The 17745-nt window shown below is 44.8% G+C and carries 15 protein-coding genes; 1 reads left to right on the top strand and 14 read right to left on the bottom strand.

Annotated features, from left to right (window positions below):
* From A136_RS18270 to A136_RS18230, 9 genes are all read right to left on the bottom strand, one after another.
* On the bottom strand, positions 1–1210 hold a 1210-nt coding region (locus tag A136_RS18270), incomplete at its 3' end, for a methyl-accepting chemotaxis protein (protein ID WP_017063575.1).
* A 323-nt stretch (positions 1211–1533) separates the two neighbouring features.
* The gene (locus A136_RS18265) at positions 1534–3105 is read right to left on the bottom strand and encodes a BCCT family transporter (RefSeq protein ID WP_017060963.1); all 1572 of its coding nucleotides are present in this window, start codon (positions 3103–3105) and stop codon (positions 1534–1536) included.
* Between the two features lie 271 nt (positions 3106–3376).
* Positions 3377–4975, bottom strand: coding sequence for a BCCT family transporter (locus tag A136_RS18260; RefSeq protein ID WP_017063574.1), 1599 nt, complete (start codon positions 4973–4975; stop codon positions 3377–3379).
* Positions 4976–5144: 169 nt separating this feature from the next.
* On the bottom strand, positions 5145–5783 hold the full coding sequence (locus tag A136_RS18255) for a response regulator transcription factor (RefSeq protein WP_017060961.1): 639 nt from the start codon (positions 5781–5783) through the stop codon (positions 5145–5147).
* Positions 5776–7131: a cache domain-containing protein gene (locus A136_RS18250; RefSeq protein ID WP_017063573.1), complete on the bottom strand. Its 1356-nt coding sequence runs from the start codon at positions 7129–7131 to the stop codon at positions 5776–5778. Before A136_RS18250 ends, A136_RS18255 begins: the two co-directional genes overlap by 8 nt.
* A 104-nt stretch (positions 7132–7235) precedes the next feature.
* Positions 7236–8519 (bottom strand): TRAP transporter large permease, encoded by a 1284-nt coding sequence (locus A136_RS18245; RefSeq protein WP_029235146.1) that lies wholly within the window; start codon positions 8517–8519, stop codon positions 7236–7238.
* 11 nt (positions 8520–8530) lie between these two features.
* Positions 8531–9073: a TRAP transporter small permease subunit gene (locus A136_RS18240; RefSeq protein WP_017063572.1), complete on the bottom strand. Its 543-nt coding sequence runs from the start codon at positions 9071–9073 to the stop codon at positions 8531–8533.
* 228 nt (positions 9074–9301) lie between these two features.
* Positions 9302–10396: a TRAP transporter substrate-binding protein gene (locus A136_RS18235; protein WP_017060957.1), complete on the bottom strand. Its 1095-nt coding sequence runs from the start codon at positions 10394–10396 to the stop codon at positions 9302–9304.
* A 553-nt stretch (positions 10397–10949) separates the two neighbouring features.
* The gene (locus A136_RS18230) at positions 10950–11342 is read right to left on the bottom strand and encodes a hypothetical protein (protein WP_017063571.1); all 393 of its coding nucleotides are present in this window, start codon (positions 11340–11342) and stop codon (positions 10950–10952) included.
* 220 nt (positions 11343–11562) lie between these two features.
* Here A136_RS18230 and A136_RS18225 point away from each other — a divergent pair, with 220 nt between their 5' ends.
* Positions 11563–12363, top strand: coding sequence for a DUF2982 domain-containing protein (locus A136_RS18225; protein WP_017060955.1), 801 nt, complete (start codon positions 11563–11565; stop codon positions 12361–12363).
* A gap of 111 nt (positions 12364–12474) precedes the next feature.
* Here the strand turns inward: A136_RS18225 and A136_RS18220 are convergent, their stop codons facing one another.
* The 5 genes from A136_RS18220 to A136_RS18200 all read right to left on the bottom strand — a co-directional run.
* A complete protein-coding gene (locus A136_RS18220) occupies positions 12475–13128 on the bottom strand; it encodes an MBL fold metallo-hydrolase (RefSeq protein WP_017060954.1) in 654 nt (217 codons plus the stop codon).
* Between the two features lie 205 nt (positions 13129–13333).
* On the bottom strand, positions 13334–13882 hold the full coding sequence (locus A136_RS18215; protein ID WP_017060953.1) for a YcbK family protein: 549 nt from the start codon (positions 13880–13882) through the stop codon (positions 13334–13336).
* Between the two features lie 198 nt (positions 13883–14080).
* Positions 14081–15619 (bottom strand): L,D-transpeptidase family protein, encoded by a 1539-nt coding sequence (locus A136_RS18210; RefSeq protein WP_017063570.1) that lies wholly within the window; start codon positions 15617–15619, stop codon positions 14081–14083.
* Between the two features lie 80 nt (positions 15620–15699).
* Positions 15700–16785, bottom strand: coding sequence for a DUF1513 domain-containing protein (locus A136_RS18205; RefSeq protein ID WP_017063569.1), 1086 nt, complete (start codon positions 16783–16785; stop codon positions 15700–15702).
* On the bottom strand, positions 16775–17745 hold a 971-nt coding region (locus tag A136_RS18200; RefSeq protein WP_017063568.1), incomplete at its 5' end, for an imelysin family protein. The genes A136_RS18205 and A136_RS18200, both read right to left, overlap by 11 nt.

The raw sequence follows: 17745 nt of genomic DNA, 5'->3' as shown, positions 1-17745 counted from the left end.
TACCTGCGATCTCTTGTGTTGCTGCAGCCATTTCGTTAACGGCTGTTGCTACCATGTTGATCTCGTCTTGTTGCATTTGGATACGAGCACTACGTTCTTCAGCTTGAGAAGCCGTTTGACGTGCTTGGTTGCCTAGCGCAGCAGATACTTCGCTTAGCTTGATCACCATGGTGTGCATGTTACCCACAAAGCGGTTGAAGTTTGCTGCAAGCTGACCAATTTCGTCGTCGCTCTTAGGCTCAAGGCGTTGAGTAAGATCGCCCTCACCTGAAGCAATTTCTTCAAGTGCTGCTGAAACGCGGTTTAGGTCGCGGAATAGGAAGCTTACTAACCAAGACACGAGTACGATTACGATGAGCGTAATAACGACAGCAGTGATGATCAGCTGAGTAAGTAGCGTTGAGTGGTTCGCTTCTTCTGTTGCTTTGTCCATCTGAACCGCGAAGATCCAGTTAGTGTTAGGCACCTTCGTGAAGTAAAGCAGCTTGTCTGCGCCGCGCTCTTTGATGATCTCGATGCTACCCGTACGCACTGCGTTTTCGATGATAGGCATAGAGATATCGTTTGAAAGCTGGCTTACCGGCTTCAAGCTTAGTGCTGAATCTGGGTGTGCTAGAAATGTGCCGTCAGAGGCATCAATTAGCATTGCGTAAGCGTTGTCACCAACATCAAGGCTGATTACATCGTTAACCAACTGGTCGATCAGTACGTCTGCACCAACAACACCAACAAGTTGGCCATTGTGGCGAACAGGTTCTGCGATCGTTACTAGAAGTGCTTTGGTGATTGCATCTTGGTAAGCCGTAGTAATGATTTGCTTACCTGCAGCGTTTGCTTCTTGGTACCAAGGACGTTGACGAGGATCGTAATCTGCACGATTACGTTCAGGATGTGAACGGTACATTCCACCTTCTGGAGTACCTAAAAAGATATCGTCAAAGCCACCCGCTACACGAGCTTGTCTAAGGAAAGGAACAACATCATCCTCTCGTGAAAAGTCATTAAATGCTGATGCGATATCAGTACGGATATCAATCCAGTTTTTAATACCTTCAGATGCTGCTTCAGATACGCTTTCAGCTCGTAGGTATACGCCATTACGAGTCTGTTCAAATAATTGGTTTGCTGACAACCAAGTCAACGCTGTAGCCATAACGACAACAGCAGATAGGCTAGCGCCTATCAACTTCTGCTTTAGTGTTAGTTTCATGTCAAAGTTTCACGAGTGGTGGGAAATCTCGCGCATACTACCCAATATTAGTATTAAATTCGAGCAATTTCACAATTTAATATTGGAATATAATTTTAAGCAAACCATAAGCTTAAGTAATGTCAAATCCTTGGCTTATCGCCAAATTTAAGGCGGTGTTGTCTCTACGGTTATTAACATTTTTATCGCACTTCACATGCTTAAAAGAGACAAGAAAACACGGTAAAGAGGAAACAAAAAAGGCAGAAGAGTTTCCTCTTCTGCCTTCATATTATTTACCGTTCTACTGCGTATAAATTGCAGTAGATTTCAGCTTAAAAAGCCTAGCGTTTTTCTGTACGCATACCCATTAGCAAGCTCACACACATCAGTAATAGAATGATGGTAAATGGTAATGCCGTCGAGATTGCACCCGCTTGTAGAGCTTGTACTGCTTCAGTACCACCAACCCACAATAGAGCCACAGCAATCGCACCTTCAAGGAACGCCCAGAACACACGTTGAGGCACAGGCGTATCAACTTTACCACCCGCGGTGATGCTGTCGATTACTAGAGAGCCTGAGTCAGACGATGTAATGAAGAATACCAGAACCAATACAACCGCAATGATTGAAAGCAGAGTCCCGAACGGCAGTGCATCAAACATTTGGAACATTGCTAGTGATACATCTGTTAGGCCGTCTTGACCAAGAATACCAACGTTATTCACGATTTGGTCAATCGCCATGCCACCGAATACTGACATCCAAATGATAGTCACTGTAGTCGGTACAATCAGTACTGCTGTGATGAACTCACGAACGGTACGACCTTTAGAAACACGTGCGATAAACATACCTACGAATGGAGACCATGAGATCCACCAAGCCCAGTAGAATACAGTCCAACCGTGCATCCACGTTTCATCTTCACGACCGTGAGGGTTACTCAACGGAATGATGTTTTCAATGTATGCCATCAATGTCGTTGGGATAGAACCTAAAGTCACCGCGTAGCCGATTAGAGCCACTAAGATAAGCAGTAGGAAAGCCACCAACATGTTGATGTTACTGATAACTTTAACGCCACCATCAATACCACGAAGTACTGATACTACCGCCAATAAAGTCACCGCTGTAATCACAATAACTTGCAGACCTAAGCCCGCTTCAATGCCGAATACATGCTGAATACCACTTGCCGCTTGTTGTGCACCAAGACCTAACGATGTCGCCAGACCAAATAGCGTTGCAAGTACAGCAAGAATATCAACAATGTGACCTGCCCAGCCCCAAGCTCTATCACCTAAAATTGGGTAAAAGATAGAACGGATAGAAAGAGGCAATCCCTTGTTGTAAGAGAAAAACGCAAGTGACAGTGCTACTACGCCATAAATCGCCCAAGGGTGTAGACCCCAGTGATACATGGTTGCGCCCAATGCCAGTTTTGCAGCTTCTGGTGTGTTTGGTTCAACACCTAACGGAGTTTCAAACCAACCCGTGAAGTAAGCCGCTGGCTCTGCCACACTCCAGAACATCAAGCCGATACCCATACCTGCGGCAAACAGCATCGATAGCCAAGAGAAGAATGAGTAATCTGCCGTCGCATCAACACCACCAAGGCGGATTTTGCCGTACGGAGAAACAATCAAACCTAAGCAGAAAATTACGAAAATATTACCCGACCAGATGAAAAGCCAATCAAACGAATTGATAATCTGGCCTTTAACGCCATCTAGCGCAGCCTTTGCTGAAGCGGTATCTGTAATAAGAACACCGATCAGGAACAAAGCGATAAGTCCCGCACTAATACCAAATACTGGGTTATGAACATCAAAACCCCATTTTTGGACGTTATCTTGACCGACAGTGTAATCCGTACTGTCGATACTGTATTTATCTATACCTTTAGTCATCATCCCTCTCTACGGAATTCTATTAGGGTCTATTGACCTCGTATTCCTTACTTACCTGCGACTTAATTACAAACTCGAACCTACGATCCAAGTAGTACAAGCTGTTGTCACAATAATTCAAATACTTGGATGTCTGAAGTTTAGCAGGTTAACTTGTTGTTTTCAGTAAACTAGAATCGGTTCGATGGAATTTCAAACAATATTCACGTAATTACTCAAGTTTATGACGAAAAAAAGGTCGACCCTGTCGACCTTTTTATCAAAAATACTTTTAACTCAAAGCATTTTGGTGCTTAACCAATTGATTTTCAGTTCGTAAACCTAGCAATAAGCTTAGGCACATAAGCAATAATATGAACGCAAATGGAAGTGCCATAGAAACGGTACCGGCTTGCAATGCTTGGATAGATTCTGTGCCACCAACCCACAATAGAACCGCAGCAATCGCACCGCCCATCAACGCCCAAAAAACACGTTGAGGAACAGGTGAATCCACTTTACCGCCAGAGGTAATGCTATCGATAACCAATGAGCCTGAATCAGAAGAGGTGATAAAGAACACCATAATCAAACCAATCGATACCACTGAAAGCACAGAGCTCATTGGCAGAGCATCGTAAGTATGGAAAAGAGAAAGTGTAATATCTTGCAGACCATTCACACCAATCTCGCCCACCTTGTTCGCCACTTGATCAATCGCGATGCCACCGAAAATAGCCATCCAGATGATGATTACTGTCGTTGGGATGAACAATACAGCAACGATGAATTCACGAATCGTTCGACCTTTAGAGATACGAGCGATGAACATGCCTACGAATGGTGACCAAGACATCCACCACGCCCAGTAGAATACCGTCCAACCTTGCATCCACGTTTCGTCATCACGACCGTGAGGATTGCTTAAGGGAATGAAGTTTTCAATGTAGCCCATTAGCGCGGTTGGGATTGCTTTAATACCCGCCATGCCACCAGCGATGGTAACGAAGATAAGTAAGCCCAAAGCAACCAGCATGTTCACATTACTCAGAAGCTTTACACCACCGTTGATGCCACGAACCACGGACATTGTCGCTAAGAAAGTAACCACTGCGATAACAATCAGCTGCATGCCAATACCGCCATCGGTACCAAATACATGGTTAATACCACTGGTCGCTTGTTGAGCACCTAAGCCCAATGAAGTTGCAAGGCCAAATAGCGTTGCAAGCACAGCGACGATATCAACAATATGACCAAACCAACCCCAAGTTCTATCACCCAAGATAGGGTAGAAAATAGAGCGGATTGATAGAGGTAAACCTTTATTGAAGGTGAAGAAGGCAAGCGCTAGAGCAACAACCGCGTAAATCGCCCAACCGTGCAGACCCCAGTTGTAGATGGTTGCACCAAGAGCCAACTTCGCCGCTTCAGGAGAGTAAGCTTCAACACCTAGTGGTGTTTCATACCAGCCAGTGAAATAAGCTACTGGCTCAGCAACACCCCAGAACATTAAGCCAATACCCATTCCTGCGGCGAATAACATCGACATCCAAGATAGGTTTGAGTGCTCTGCTTTGGCATCATTGCCACCAATACGTATCTTGCCATACGGGGAGACAATGAGGGCAAAACAGAAAATTACGAAGATGTTTGCTGCCCACATGAAGAAACCATCGAAGTTACCAATGACTTTCCATTTGATTCCATCAAGCGCCACTTTTGCGGTTTCAGGGTCTGCGACTAGAAGTGCCAACAGGAAGATAATGATCGCCCCTGCACTGATTCCAAATACTGGGTTATGAACATCAAAACCCCATTTCTGAACGTTATCTTGTCCTACTGTATAATCGGTATTTTCAATACTATACCTATCTTTTACAGGCTCCATGCTTCCTCTCTAATTTGCAGCGCACAGTTTGCAACATTGCATTCGGCGCTTAAATTTCGAAAAGAAGAATATCAACCTGTCGCAAAAATACTAAAAAAACCTCCATAAAGGAGGCGTAAATTACACATTTAGTAATTAAATTACACATTTAACGTTATTTAGCGTAAGATCAGTCCACAAGCCCGGAGCTGACCGCATATTTAGCAAGCTCTGCCGTAGAGTGAATATCGAGCTTATGCTTAATATTTTGCCTATGGGTTTCTACCGTTCGATAGCTGATATTCAGCGCCTTTGCGACCTCTTTACTGCTCTCCCCTTTTGCGACTAATTTCAGCACAGCCTCTTCACGTCTGCTCAATGGATTCTTGACAGATGGCGTGGGAGTAATCGGCTGAGTAAACAAATTCTGCGTGACTTTTTCACAGAAATAGGTCGATCCTTGATTGACCGTTTTGATTGCCTGTACCATTTTTTCAGCCGAAATCTCTTTCAACATGTAACCGACAGCACCCGACTGCATCACCTTCATGATGTATTCACGGTTGTTATGCATGGTCAGCATCAGGACCTTGGCTTCTGGGTCTTCTTCTTTAATCAGATGGGTGGCATCAATGCCATTCATGATAGGCATGCTGATATCCATCAACACCACATCAGGGCGCAGAGACTTAACGACCTCTACCGCTTCTAGTCCATTGCTGGCGGTACCTATCACGCTAATATCTGGCTCGAGTTCCAATCTCGCCATAAAGCCATCCAGTACCACTTGGTGATCATCAGCAATCACAACTCGAATAACTTCACTCATTCATTAATCCCTCTAGTGTCAGTAACACTGTAATTTCCGTTCCGAGGCCAATCTCACTCATCAATTCAAAGTCACCACCGATGAACTCCACTCGCTCTCTCATGTTACGCAGCCCGATCCCTCGTTTTTCCATCGCTTTATAGGTGTTGAAACCGACACCGTTATCTTGAATCAGTAGTTGCAACACATTACCAATTTGCTGAGCGATAACCGTTACTTTGGTCGCTTGTGCATGTTTTTCTATATTATTCAGCGACTCTTGCACGACTCGATATAGGGTCGTCGCCGCCTCTGATTTTAACTTACCAGGTTGAGTAGCAAACATGGTCTCGACTTCTATGCCCGAGTGCGCCTGAAAATCTAACAGTAATGAAGACAATGCCGCTTCTAAGCCTATGTCATCCAATGAACTTGGACGAAGTTGATGCGAGATGTGCCTCACTTCTTCGATCGCTCGCATCAGTGAATGCTGCGACTTATTCAAATGTGCTTTAAGGTCTTCATTTTGTAGCTTATTACCGAGCAGTTCCAAATGGCAACGACTCGACACTAATAATTGGTTAATACCATCATGCAACTCACGCGCTAGATGCTTCTTCTCGTCTTCTTGGAACATCACCGTCTTATGCGCCAGCTCCTTTAAGTTGTTATCAGCAATCCGATGTTCATGCATGTTAATAGCCAAGGTCAGCACGATGATGACCGCGACCGTTACGCTCAAAATCACCACAATCGAAAAGAACGTGGTTTCAATATTCTTATTTATCGCAGCCTGCATCGAAGCCACTTCTTGGTGTACGTCTTCAATATACAAGCCGGTGCCAATCATCCAGTCCCAACGCTCTAACCAAGCGGCGTAGCTCAGCTTAGACACCACCTCACCCGTCGACGGTTTTTGCCACAAATACTGGTGAAACCCGCCTCCGGTTTGCGCTTCTCTTAACAGAGCCTCTATCAGAAAATCGCCATCTTCATCTTGCAGTTGGAGTAGGTTTTGGCCTATCAATTCTGGCTGAATTGGATGAACCAAGTTGGTCCCGAGGCGATCGTATGCGAAGAAGTACCCATCAGAGCCATATCTAAGTTTAGACAATATGGTTCGAACTTTTTTTTTGGCTTGGGCTTCTTGGATATTTGGATCGTTATAGACGTGTTCTATGGCGTCGAACGCGAGATCAACCGTGTCTTTGAGGGCGTTTTCACGCGACTTGATTAGGCTGTCTCTAAAGATCTCGACTTCTTTAGCGCCTAACGTCTTAGTCTGGTGCAGCGAGATCCAACTAATACTCGCCGTTACCAGCAGCAACGGGAGCAACGTCAGCAAAATCAGCTTGGCTTTTAGAGGCATTCCTTTCCCTCACAAAAAACGGCTTACTGAACATCAATAAGCCGTTTTACTTTAGCAATTTATAGATAGCCGTCGAAACATATCATTCACATTCTTGGCTTCACTCACATTCCATAGAAAGATGGGAAAGCGAGAAGTGATCCAAGTACGAGGATTTGAATCAGAATGAACGGCATCACACCTCGGTAGATGTCCTTAGTCGTCACGCCTTTCGGTGCTACGCCTTTTAAATAGAACAAACTAAAACCAAATGGCGGCGTTAAGAAGGAAGTTTGTAGGTTCATCGCAATAAGGATAGCGAACCATGTCATGTTGATGCCCATCAGTTCAGCAACTGGCGCAATGATCGGCACGATGATGAAACAGATCTCTACGAAGTCGATGAAGAAACCCAGAATCAGAATCACCAGCATGGTAATGATCAGGAAGCCCCATTTTTCACCTGGCAGTTGTAGCATCCACTCTTCAACCAGATAGTCGCCACCAGTGTAGGTAAACGCCATTGAGAATGCCGTTGCACCCAACAAGATAGCAAATACCATCGCCGTTACTTTCACCGTCTCTTTCGACGCCTCGTACACCATCGACCAACTAAATTGACCGTAAAGCAGTGCAAGTATCATCGCACCCGCGCCACCTAATGCGGCTGACTCTGTTGGCGTAGCAACACCTGCGAAGATAGAGCCCAGTACAACAATGATTAACGCTAGAGGCGGAAGAATCGCTTTCAGTGCATTAAACACTTCCTGCTTACGGCTGATGGAGTCATCACGTTCAATAGGTTGAGCCGCTTCAGGGTGTAGCTTTGCGTATATCAAGATATAAACGATGTACGCGCCGACCAGCATCACGCCCGGCCAAATCGCCGCTTGGAACAAGTCGCCTACAGGAACACCTAGAACATCACCCAATAGAATCAATACGATGGAGGGTGGAATGATCTGCCCTAGCGTACCAGACGCACAAATAGTGCCGCAGGCTAAGCCTTTGTCGTAATTGTACTTGAGCATTACAGGTAGGGAGATAAGTCCCATAGCAACAACAGAAGCACCAACCACGCCAGTAGAAGCCGCAAGTAGTGAACCTACTAATACGGTTGAAATCGCGATACCACCACGAACCCCACCAAACAATCTGCCCATAGACTCAAGCAACTGCTCAGCAAGCTTGGTCTTCTGTAGAACAAGCCCCATGAAAACAAACAATGGAACGGCCATCAGCACCGTATTTTCCATGATCGATTGAATTCGATATGGCATGAAGGCAAACATCTCAATGCCCTCAGCCCAAACACCAAAGATTAATGCGATACCGCCAAAGGTAAACGCTACTGGGAAGCCAAGTAAAAGTGCAAACAAGGCGACAAAAAACATTACTATTCCAATCATGTCAGCCTCTACTAATTCTTTGTGTGGATATTATTTGCGTGGATAAGGTGCGGATTAAAAATCTTATTCAGTGAATGCAGGATCAAACCTACGCCACTAAGTGCCATCAAAAAGAATGACAGCGGGATCATAGCTTTGATGATCCAGCGATACGGCAGGCCACCGGGATCGCCTGAGGTTTCACCCAGTTCATAACTCTCTTTGGCAACATCGATACCAAACCAAGCCACCAGCAGGCAAAACGGAAGTAGAAAGATAAGCGTGCCAAGCAGGTCAATAATCGCTTGTGCTTTAAAGCTCAGTTGCTCATAGAACACGTCAACTCGAACATGGCCACCAGCCTTGATGGCATAAGGAACACCGAGTAGGAAAACGGCGGAGAAAAGGTGCCATTCCATCTCTTGGAAGGCGATAGAGACATCGTTGAAGGCATATCTCATGACAACGTCATACACGACGTTGGCGATAAGTAAAATAAACAACATACTGGAAAGCCATCCCAGTGCGTCACCGATACGATTAAACAGGCGTTCAATATAAATTAGACTTCGCATTCCCGACTCCATGGAATTTGAAAAGACATCTTGCAGTACAGCTAACCCAACTAAAAACGATTCAGTTTATAGCTAGCAATAGGCACGACGTAGAAAGGGTTCTTGAGCGTAATACAAGATTTATCCTGCTTAGTTATTATGTTTTAAATGAACCCTCGGCTTATTCACTCTCAAATATTCAATAAGAAAAGCTTCGGGTTCATTTAGATTCAGTTCAACAACTGTCGATTATTTCGCTTGGCTATTTAGGTAAGCTCTGTGGGAAATATCCGTCCATGAACGTACTTGCTCTAGGTAGCTTGCTTGTGAAGCTTGAATCTCTTTTGCTAGCTCATCTTTCTCAGCATGTGCAGCCAGTAGGCGATCGTTCGCTTCTTTCAGAGCAGACATAACCTCTGGTGGGAAATCTTTCACTTGTACATCTGGGTATTCTGTCTTCATTGAAACCCAGTTCTTACCACTTTCGTGCGTTGCTTGTGTGTACATGTCGTAAGCCGCAGTACGCATTGCAACACGTAAGATTTCTTGTAGGTCTTCAGGCAGCTTGTTCCATGTACGCTTGTTCACTAGGAATTGAAGCTCTGAACCCGGCTCGTGCCAACCTGTGTAGTAGTAAGGCGCGATTTTGTGGAAGCCCATTCGTAAATCCAGCGATGGACCTACCCACTCTAGTGCATCAATCGTGCGACGCTCTAGAGACGTGTAAAGTTCACCTGGGGCAATGTTCGTCGGTTTAGCACCTAGCTCAGCAAGAATCTCGCCTGCAAAGCCCGGGATTCGCATTTTCAGACCTTGTAGATCTTCAACGCTGTTGATCTCTTTTTGAAACCACCCCCCCATCTGGATATCCGTGTTACCACCAGGGAAAGACATCAAGTTATGTGGAGAGTAAACCTGCTCCATTAACTCCATACCACCACCGTGATAGAACCACGCGTATTGTTCTGCTGGCGTCATACCGAAAGGCATAGAAGTGAAGTAAAGAGTGTTTGGAACTTTACCTTTCCAGTAGTAAGAGCCTGAGTGACCCATGTCGTATTGACCAGACTTAACCATGTCAAAAACGCCAAGAGGTGCTTTGTGTTTGTTTGCTGAATCGATTCTGATTTGCAGTCGACCATTCGACATCTTCTCAGCCATCGCCGCCATGTTTTTGGTTGCATCACCGAAAACTGGGAAGTTTGGTCCCCAAGTTTCCGCAAGTTTTAAACGGTAAACCTTATCAGCGGCTGTAGCACCAGTAGCGACCAAAGCTAAACAAGCCGCAGCAGTTACTGCAACGTTTTTAAAAACTCGTGTGAGGGAGTTAGAAATGAGACTCATGTTCACGTCCTTTGTTGGGTTAACACTCTTTCTATGAGCATTTTTTATGATTAAACATGAGAGTGCACCGTGATGAGGCAACAAGATATCAGGGAGAGCACGCACGCATGGCGTTAACAAAGTTACGTATTAGACCAAAGGATTAAGTAGAACTACGTAGGAGATGATTGAATAGTGTCGATTTCAAAGGAGTTTGGATATTCACCAAGGCAATGCGTATTGATAAATACCTAAGTATTAATAATTAAATACTCTTAACAATTGATTGCCATTTCGTGATGAAGCTCTATTCATTGCTGTATTTTAGGGGAAAAAATCAAGGCTTTGCTCTCTTGATCTACCTAGCTAACGCCCTAATTTAGTGCTTGCTGATTCGAAGCTCTGACACGAGACAACACTAATCAGTTAAGCCGTATATCGAATTGGAATTGAGATTATAGAGCCTAGGTTTAGGCTTGGATTTGGGCTCGGACTTGGCATAATGTGCCAGATACAAAAAAGCCTCGAAAATCGAGGCTTAAAAACTTAACGAAGCGAATGTAATCCCACAGGATTAGATAGCTTTGTAGATAACCTTGTTACCTGCTAGCTGCTCTTTCGCTACTAGGTTTTCTTCAAGAAGTTTTTTCAATGCGCCTGTTGCCCATGAAGCTGCTTTCGCGTCTTCTTGACCAGCTTCTAGGCCGATACCTTTAGGGTTAATGCCTTCAGCATTGCTAACAACGATGTCTAGAACTTGTTGTTGCTTAGGAGTCAGTGCTACTGCAACTTCTTTAGTTGCTGCTACTGATTTCTCTACCGCTGGTTTTGCTGCTACAGTTTTTTCTGCTACAACTTTCTCTGCGACAGGCTTCGCTTTTTTCGGCGTTGCCACTGCTTTAACTACAGCCGCTTTAGTGCGTTTCTGCAGTTTAGCCTGCACCTTACGCTTATGAGCAAGTCTCATTGAATATTTCTCCAGTTCACTGCTCTTTTCGCAGTGGTGAAAATTTGAAGCGCGATTTATACCAAAAAACAGGAGCTATTTGTAGAGTGAAGCGTCGAAAGTCGACGAAAAATACCGATATTGTCTACTAGCGTCTATTATTTAAACATCGACTTATCAATTCAGGGTCATATACACTGGTTATCCATCCAGACAAAAATATGAAAACTTGGTGTTACCTATGGACACTCGTCACCTTAGTAATTTCTCTTTGCCTTCATTCACTCGCTCGTACCGTATCCTCGCCATTATTTTAGGCTTCATTTGCTTGATCGTTTCGCTCTACAGTGACAATCCAAAGTTACTGATCGTGGGTGCTTTTTGCAGTATTGCGCTTCTGGGAACTGGCTACTATTTGATGCTGCGCAGCCGAGTGATGTTCACACTTACCCCGACTCATTTTCAGCAGCACTTTTACAAAGGGGGTTGGGTTTTAAAATGGAGTAACATCCAAAAAATTGGTCTTTGCACTTATGAACAAGATGGTTGGCATCAACCTCTGCCCTGGGTCGGAATTAAAGTAAAAGATTACTCGCCCTACCTCGATTCGATTTGCCCTAAAATAACTTGTGAATTATTGCTCAGCCAACGAGCACTTTTGTACTTAGGAGCCAAACAAGCAGGCAAAGAGTCCAACTTTGAGGATATGGTTCTCGACTCATCGCATTACCATGCGCGTTGTACTGAAAGTGGCTGTGTCGAACTAAGCCAATACAAAGAGTCGCAGAATACCGACAACGTAAATTTCAACGATAACCAATCACAGGACAACCTTGATTCACCGAATGAGACAAACAGTCCAAACGCGGTGATTAAAAACTATTCTGGATTGCAGGCGATGCTTGCCAACAGAATGAAATATCAAAGGGGCTTCCACGGTTATGACATTTTCATATCAACCCATGATTTGAATATGAGTGGAGAAGAGTTTGTGGGGCTGGCTCGACGCTACTTGGCTGCCGCTGAACGTCTTTCTGATTAAGGTTTACCAGTAAGTTCACACACAATAAAAAAGCTTAGCTTTCAGGACAAAAGCTAAGCTTCATTTTCAATCAATCGACACAAACAATCGGTTGGAAAATCAAAGATTTAATTAGTACAGAGGCATTTCATCTGCGACGAACGGGTTTGATGCACGCTCGCGACCGAATGTCGATTCAGGACCATGGCCCGGAACGAATGTTACGTCACTGCCTAGTGGCCAAAGCTTAGTCTTGATTGAAGCGATAAGCGTATTGAAGTCACCTTGTGGGAAGTCAGTACGGCCAATTGCGCCGTTAAACAACACATCACCCACAAACGCTAAACGAGCTTGCTCACTGAACAGTACAACGTGACCTGGCGTGTGGCCCGGCGTGTGAATCACATCAATCACTTGATTACCAAAAGTGACTTTGTCGCCCTCTTCTAACCAAGTGTTTGGTTCAAAAGCTTTACACAGTGGGAAACCAAACATCTGACTTTGATTCTCTAGACCTTGTAGCCAGAAGTTGTCTGCCTTATGCGGGCCCACAATTTCAACCTTCAAGATCTCAGCAAGTGGTACCGTACCGCCAACATGATCTAAGTGACCGTGCGTCAGTACCAAGTTCACAACCTTAACACCGAGTTCTTCAATGATAGCCGCGAGTTGTTGAACATCACCGCCCGGATCGACAACGATGCCTTCCATGGTTTCATCACACCACACAATCGAGCAGTTCTGAGAAAAAGAGGTAACAGGTACAACTTGATACTTAAGAGACATATACAAACCTTAAAGAGCGAATCTGGTGAACAACTCGAATATCGCTATGTTATTGGCAACAAACCCAACAATAACAAACTAAACAGCAACAAACTGAGCAGCAATAAACCGAATTATTAGAACAAACTGAAATTTGGGCAAACTATGACATTGGATGTCTACTTTGACAAGTGCCTACCGTATCACTCAATAACTCAGCTTAGCTCTACCAGCTGCGAACTGGACCAGTATCAATGTGGATGAAGTTACTACGAGCGTAATAACCAACACCACCTGCTTGCAGACTTTTAGCTACGTCTCTCAGTTCCTTTAAATCAACACCATCGATACGAAAATCGATCGCTTTACCAAGCATGTGATAGCTCTTTTTAGCGACACCACTCGACTTAGAGCGCAACGCTTCGTTGGTTGCTGGAGAGCGGTAGCCAGAGATGATTTGAACTTCTTTTTGAATACCCAGTACATTTTGAATCTGAGTGATCTGATCAAACAGGTTCTTATCCATTGGATGAATCTCATTGCGGCGGAAGTCACGGCACAGTTTGCTAAGGCGTGCCATCTCGTCACCAACATAGTTAGTGCCATCGAAATAACAAGTCTCTAATCGTTCACCAGTGTGAAGATTGTTCATGCTAATCGTTCTTGGTTGATCCGGGTATGAAGCGAAAGCGATAGAAGGAGTAAGAGAGGCGACTACAGCAGTACCACCAGCGTAAGTCAGAAACTGACGGCGTGAAAATAAACTTTGAGACATACAGCAAAAAAACCAATTAGATCGAACGAAAAATGCACGATACATAATGGAATTTGCTGCGTCAACGTACAAAAACCGTGCAAAACGTTAGTATTTGTAACCTTTGCACGGTTAGTTATTGATACTCATTATAATTTTATCAATAGAAGCTTGGTTGTCATTTTTCAGTCAAGATCACCTTTCTTGACCATATTTCAATCAACCGCCCTCTTTATCATATTGGTAGATATCACCGCGGTATTGTATGCCTCCTTCTTCAAACAACACGGTTTGATAAATGATATGCACTGGAATTCGCTTCTTGAGACGAACCTTAGTATTGGGCGCAAGTTCATCATCCTGATTCGGCACTTTCTTTACCTTAGTCGCAAATAACAACTCCGCGAGTTCCTCGGCATGCTCAACACGAATACAACCAGAGCTATAGGCGCGGAAGTCATCGTTAAACAAGCTTTTACTTGGGGTGTCATGGAGATAGATGGCTCGCTTGTTGGGCGTATTGAACTTATACAAACCCAATGCGTTACTAGAGCCTGCTTGCTGGCGCATTCGATAAGGAAAAGAGTTAAAGTTAATCGTTTGCCAATCTATCTCGGTAGTATCGACAGTTTCCATCGAACGCCAACCATCGATCACTTGAAAATTGTGTGTTTCAAGATAACTCTCGTCGGCTTTTACTTTAGGCAAGATATCTTTAACCATGATTTTCCATGGCACGTTCCAAGTCGGATTTAAGATAACCGAATCAAGCTTTATCTCTAAGAGTGGTGTTTTTCTCGATTTTCTCCCAACCACAACTTTAGATTCAAAAACCTCTTCCCCATCTTCCCAATACTTCATATCAAAACTAGGTACATTCACCACAATCAGTGAGTCTCTATTTCTTGGCCATAAGCGGGCACGCTCGGCGTTCAATGCTAGGGAAGTAAGTCGATCATCAAAGCCCATATTGATCCATTTGATCGTGTCTGGCCCGATGATCCCATCATCCGTAAGACCGTGCATGCGTTGGAAAGATTTAATCGCCTTTTGCAGATCTCGATCGAACTTGGGAAAATCGACCGCGATCATCGAGGTATCAACACCAACCAAAGCAATGCGCTCAACAAGAACCGTCTTGTCTGAAAGCTCGTCACCCAAGCGCTTCAAACCTTTCTGTCTATATCGTTCAATATTGAGTTCAGAGGCGGTTTCTAACACCGAATAGGTTGCTTTGAATTGGTCAAAATCCCCAACAGGCGGCGCGTAAGACAACACCATCTCCAATAAGTAATCATTGGCGACGCTGCTTTTTAATCTCATCAGGATATGCGGAGAAGGCGCTGGTAATTTGGAATGCAGCTTGCCCGAGAAGTACCACTCTTTACCGGCAAGCGGCGCATTTTCAACGTAGCTCAGGTAGTAGATAAAAGTATCGGTGAGTAATATGTCCGACTCTTGCCATTGAGCATGGGATTGATAGTGACGAATTTGCTTGAGTTGTCGATCGAAGAGTGGTGCCATTTGAGCTTGTTCGAGAAGCGACAATTGAAATTCAAACGCCTTAACAAGTTCAGGTGAATCCCAAAGAATAGGCAGAGATGAGTCTTGATAAATACTCTGGGTAAGCTCTGGATAAATCAGCATAAAAGAGAGCTCCGAATCAGCCGGAAGAAATCGGCTCTCGTCAGAACTCGTATAGCTCCATGCGTGCACAGAAACTAGAACTAATAATCCACAGAAGTATTTTGCGAACATGCTTAACTCCATCACCAACCATCTCATAAGTATGGCAAAGAAATCGGAGTAAGCATGTTATTTTTAAGAGGCTTTATAAATCAGATTGAACTCCAATGGTTATCCCACTGGACCGATGATTGCTGAGTTGATTTCTCATAAGGCTTGCGCTGGCTAACCACACTGCCCGCCCCAGAGCTTAATCGAAACTCACCATCAAACAGCACAGCACCAGAAGCGTCAGATAATGCAGACAGTTCTACTAATTCTTTGGTCTCTTTCGACCAAATACCGTAGCAATTGCCTCTTGGCGAAGTCGCAATAATCCAATCGTCTGACGCCGCAATACTGGCGATATAGTGATTGAACCTTGCCCATTGCTCAGGCTCTGCGTTCAGTGATACAAACTGGCCGCCTTTAGTATGCATCGCCAATAGCGAAGGATACTCATCTGGTTCACCACGATATTGCTGGCCACAAAGTACCGTTTCAGCACCATCATGGGCTAAATGTCGAATGCTCAGCTTCTTATCCAACAATTCAACCTGATCAAGTAACACACCTTCAGGAGAAACATAACTCAAGCTCGGCAGCATCGAATCGAGGTTTTTCGGTGTTCTACCATCAGTATGAACGCCACCAACGCCGATCGCGAGATTACCATCCGGCATGATGATCACTTCATGTGGGCCGATACCGAAACCAGTGAACTCTTCGACCTTACGATAGCCTTGCGCGACATCGTAAACGCCAATCACGCCTTGACTGGTGTCGGTTTTCCCTTCAGTGGCATACAATAGTGTGCCGTCTAATGAGTAAACGCCATGACCATAGAAGTGGCGGTTGTTACCTTTCACCACCATTTTGATCTGCTGACCGTTTTTGTAGTCAAACACCATAAAATAGTCACCAGGACGACGGGCAAAAACCACCGCATGTGATGAGGTTGGGCAGATTGCGACGCCATGGCCACGCTCAGGGATAGGTAGCTGGCTCAGTGGCATGCCATACTCATCAGCCATAACCGCGGAATACTGGCCTCGACCATTAAGCGCACAACCAATCAACTGAGGTTTATTCGATGCGCTTTCACCTGAACGGCTAGCACATCCGAACGGCAGCACAGGCACAGCAGCACACCCAAGTGCTGCTTTCAGTAAGGTTCTTCGTGTAGTATCAGTCACCATCGGTAGCATTAAATCCTATTACCACGCCAAGCTCTATCGCCACTTCTTCATGAATCAGGTACTTCAAACGTTCTAGTTTGTTGTATTGAGTCAGCACCTCGCGGTAGCCCTCTTTGCTCTGCAATAACTCAAACAAGCTTGAGTCTGTAGGCCAAGTATCTAGCGTCAATGTGAACTGGTCAGCAACGCGATCAGCTAGGTCGTTTAAGCCCTTCTCTCTCAACAAGCCGTCTAGGCCATTGCCACCGGCAAGGTACAAATTCTGAAGTGCTGCTACATTGGCTTTTAGTTGAGTCATCGAGGTTTGTGCACGCCATGATTCTGAGAAGTAAGGACGCGGATGACCAATTTTCGCCATCGGGCGACTCAGCTTTTTCATGCTGTAATCAAGTTGGTTGGTCAATAAAGCGATGTATTCAGACTCCCAACGAGTCTCGTCTAGCGCTAACCAAGGGTTAACCTGCCATGCCTCAGCAATAGAGGCCGATTTCATTGCCAAGTTTTGTGCGATCGCTTGTGAAGATAGACAACCAGACGCTTTGTCTTGCAGTAATGGAGATTGCTCGTCGTACAGAGACCACTCCAACGCACCTAGCCCTTGAACCGTCACACTCTGCTGCGCGATTTCGTCTTGAGTCCAAGCTTTGTTCTGCTGAGTTAACTGACGCATCTTAAGACCCGTCGTGTTCTTTTTGTCTGGCCAGAATTGAACATTCCAGCTCTCTTCAAGCGCTGCTGTTGGACCTCTTTCTTGGCCTTGTAGTGCCATCCAGCTGTTCATTGTGATCTGCCATTGATCTTTCAAAGCGTCTAACTCAACGTTATCCGTTTCACAGTAACCTTGCATCAGAGCTTCTAATTCGCTCGATTGCTTCGCGAATAGCACCGCTGAATCAAACTCTTGTTGATAGACACTGCGACTGATGTGGTCGGTCGTGTCTGCTTGATAAGACACACCGT

The organism is Vibrio crassostreae 9ZC13 (assembly GCF_000272045.2).
In the GTDB taxonomy this organism is placed as follows: Bacteria; Pseudomonadota; Gammaproteobacteria; order Enterobacterales; family Vibrionaceae; genus Vibrio; species Vibrio crassostreae_C.
The sequence above is the reverse complement of the archived record's forward strand: the minus strand, read 5'-3'. Positions and strand labels throughout refer to the sequence as shown.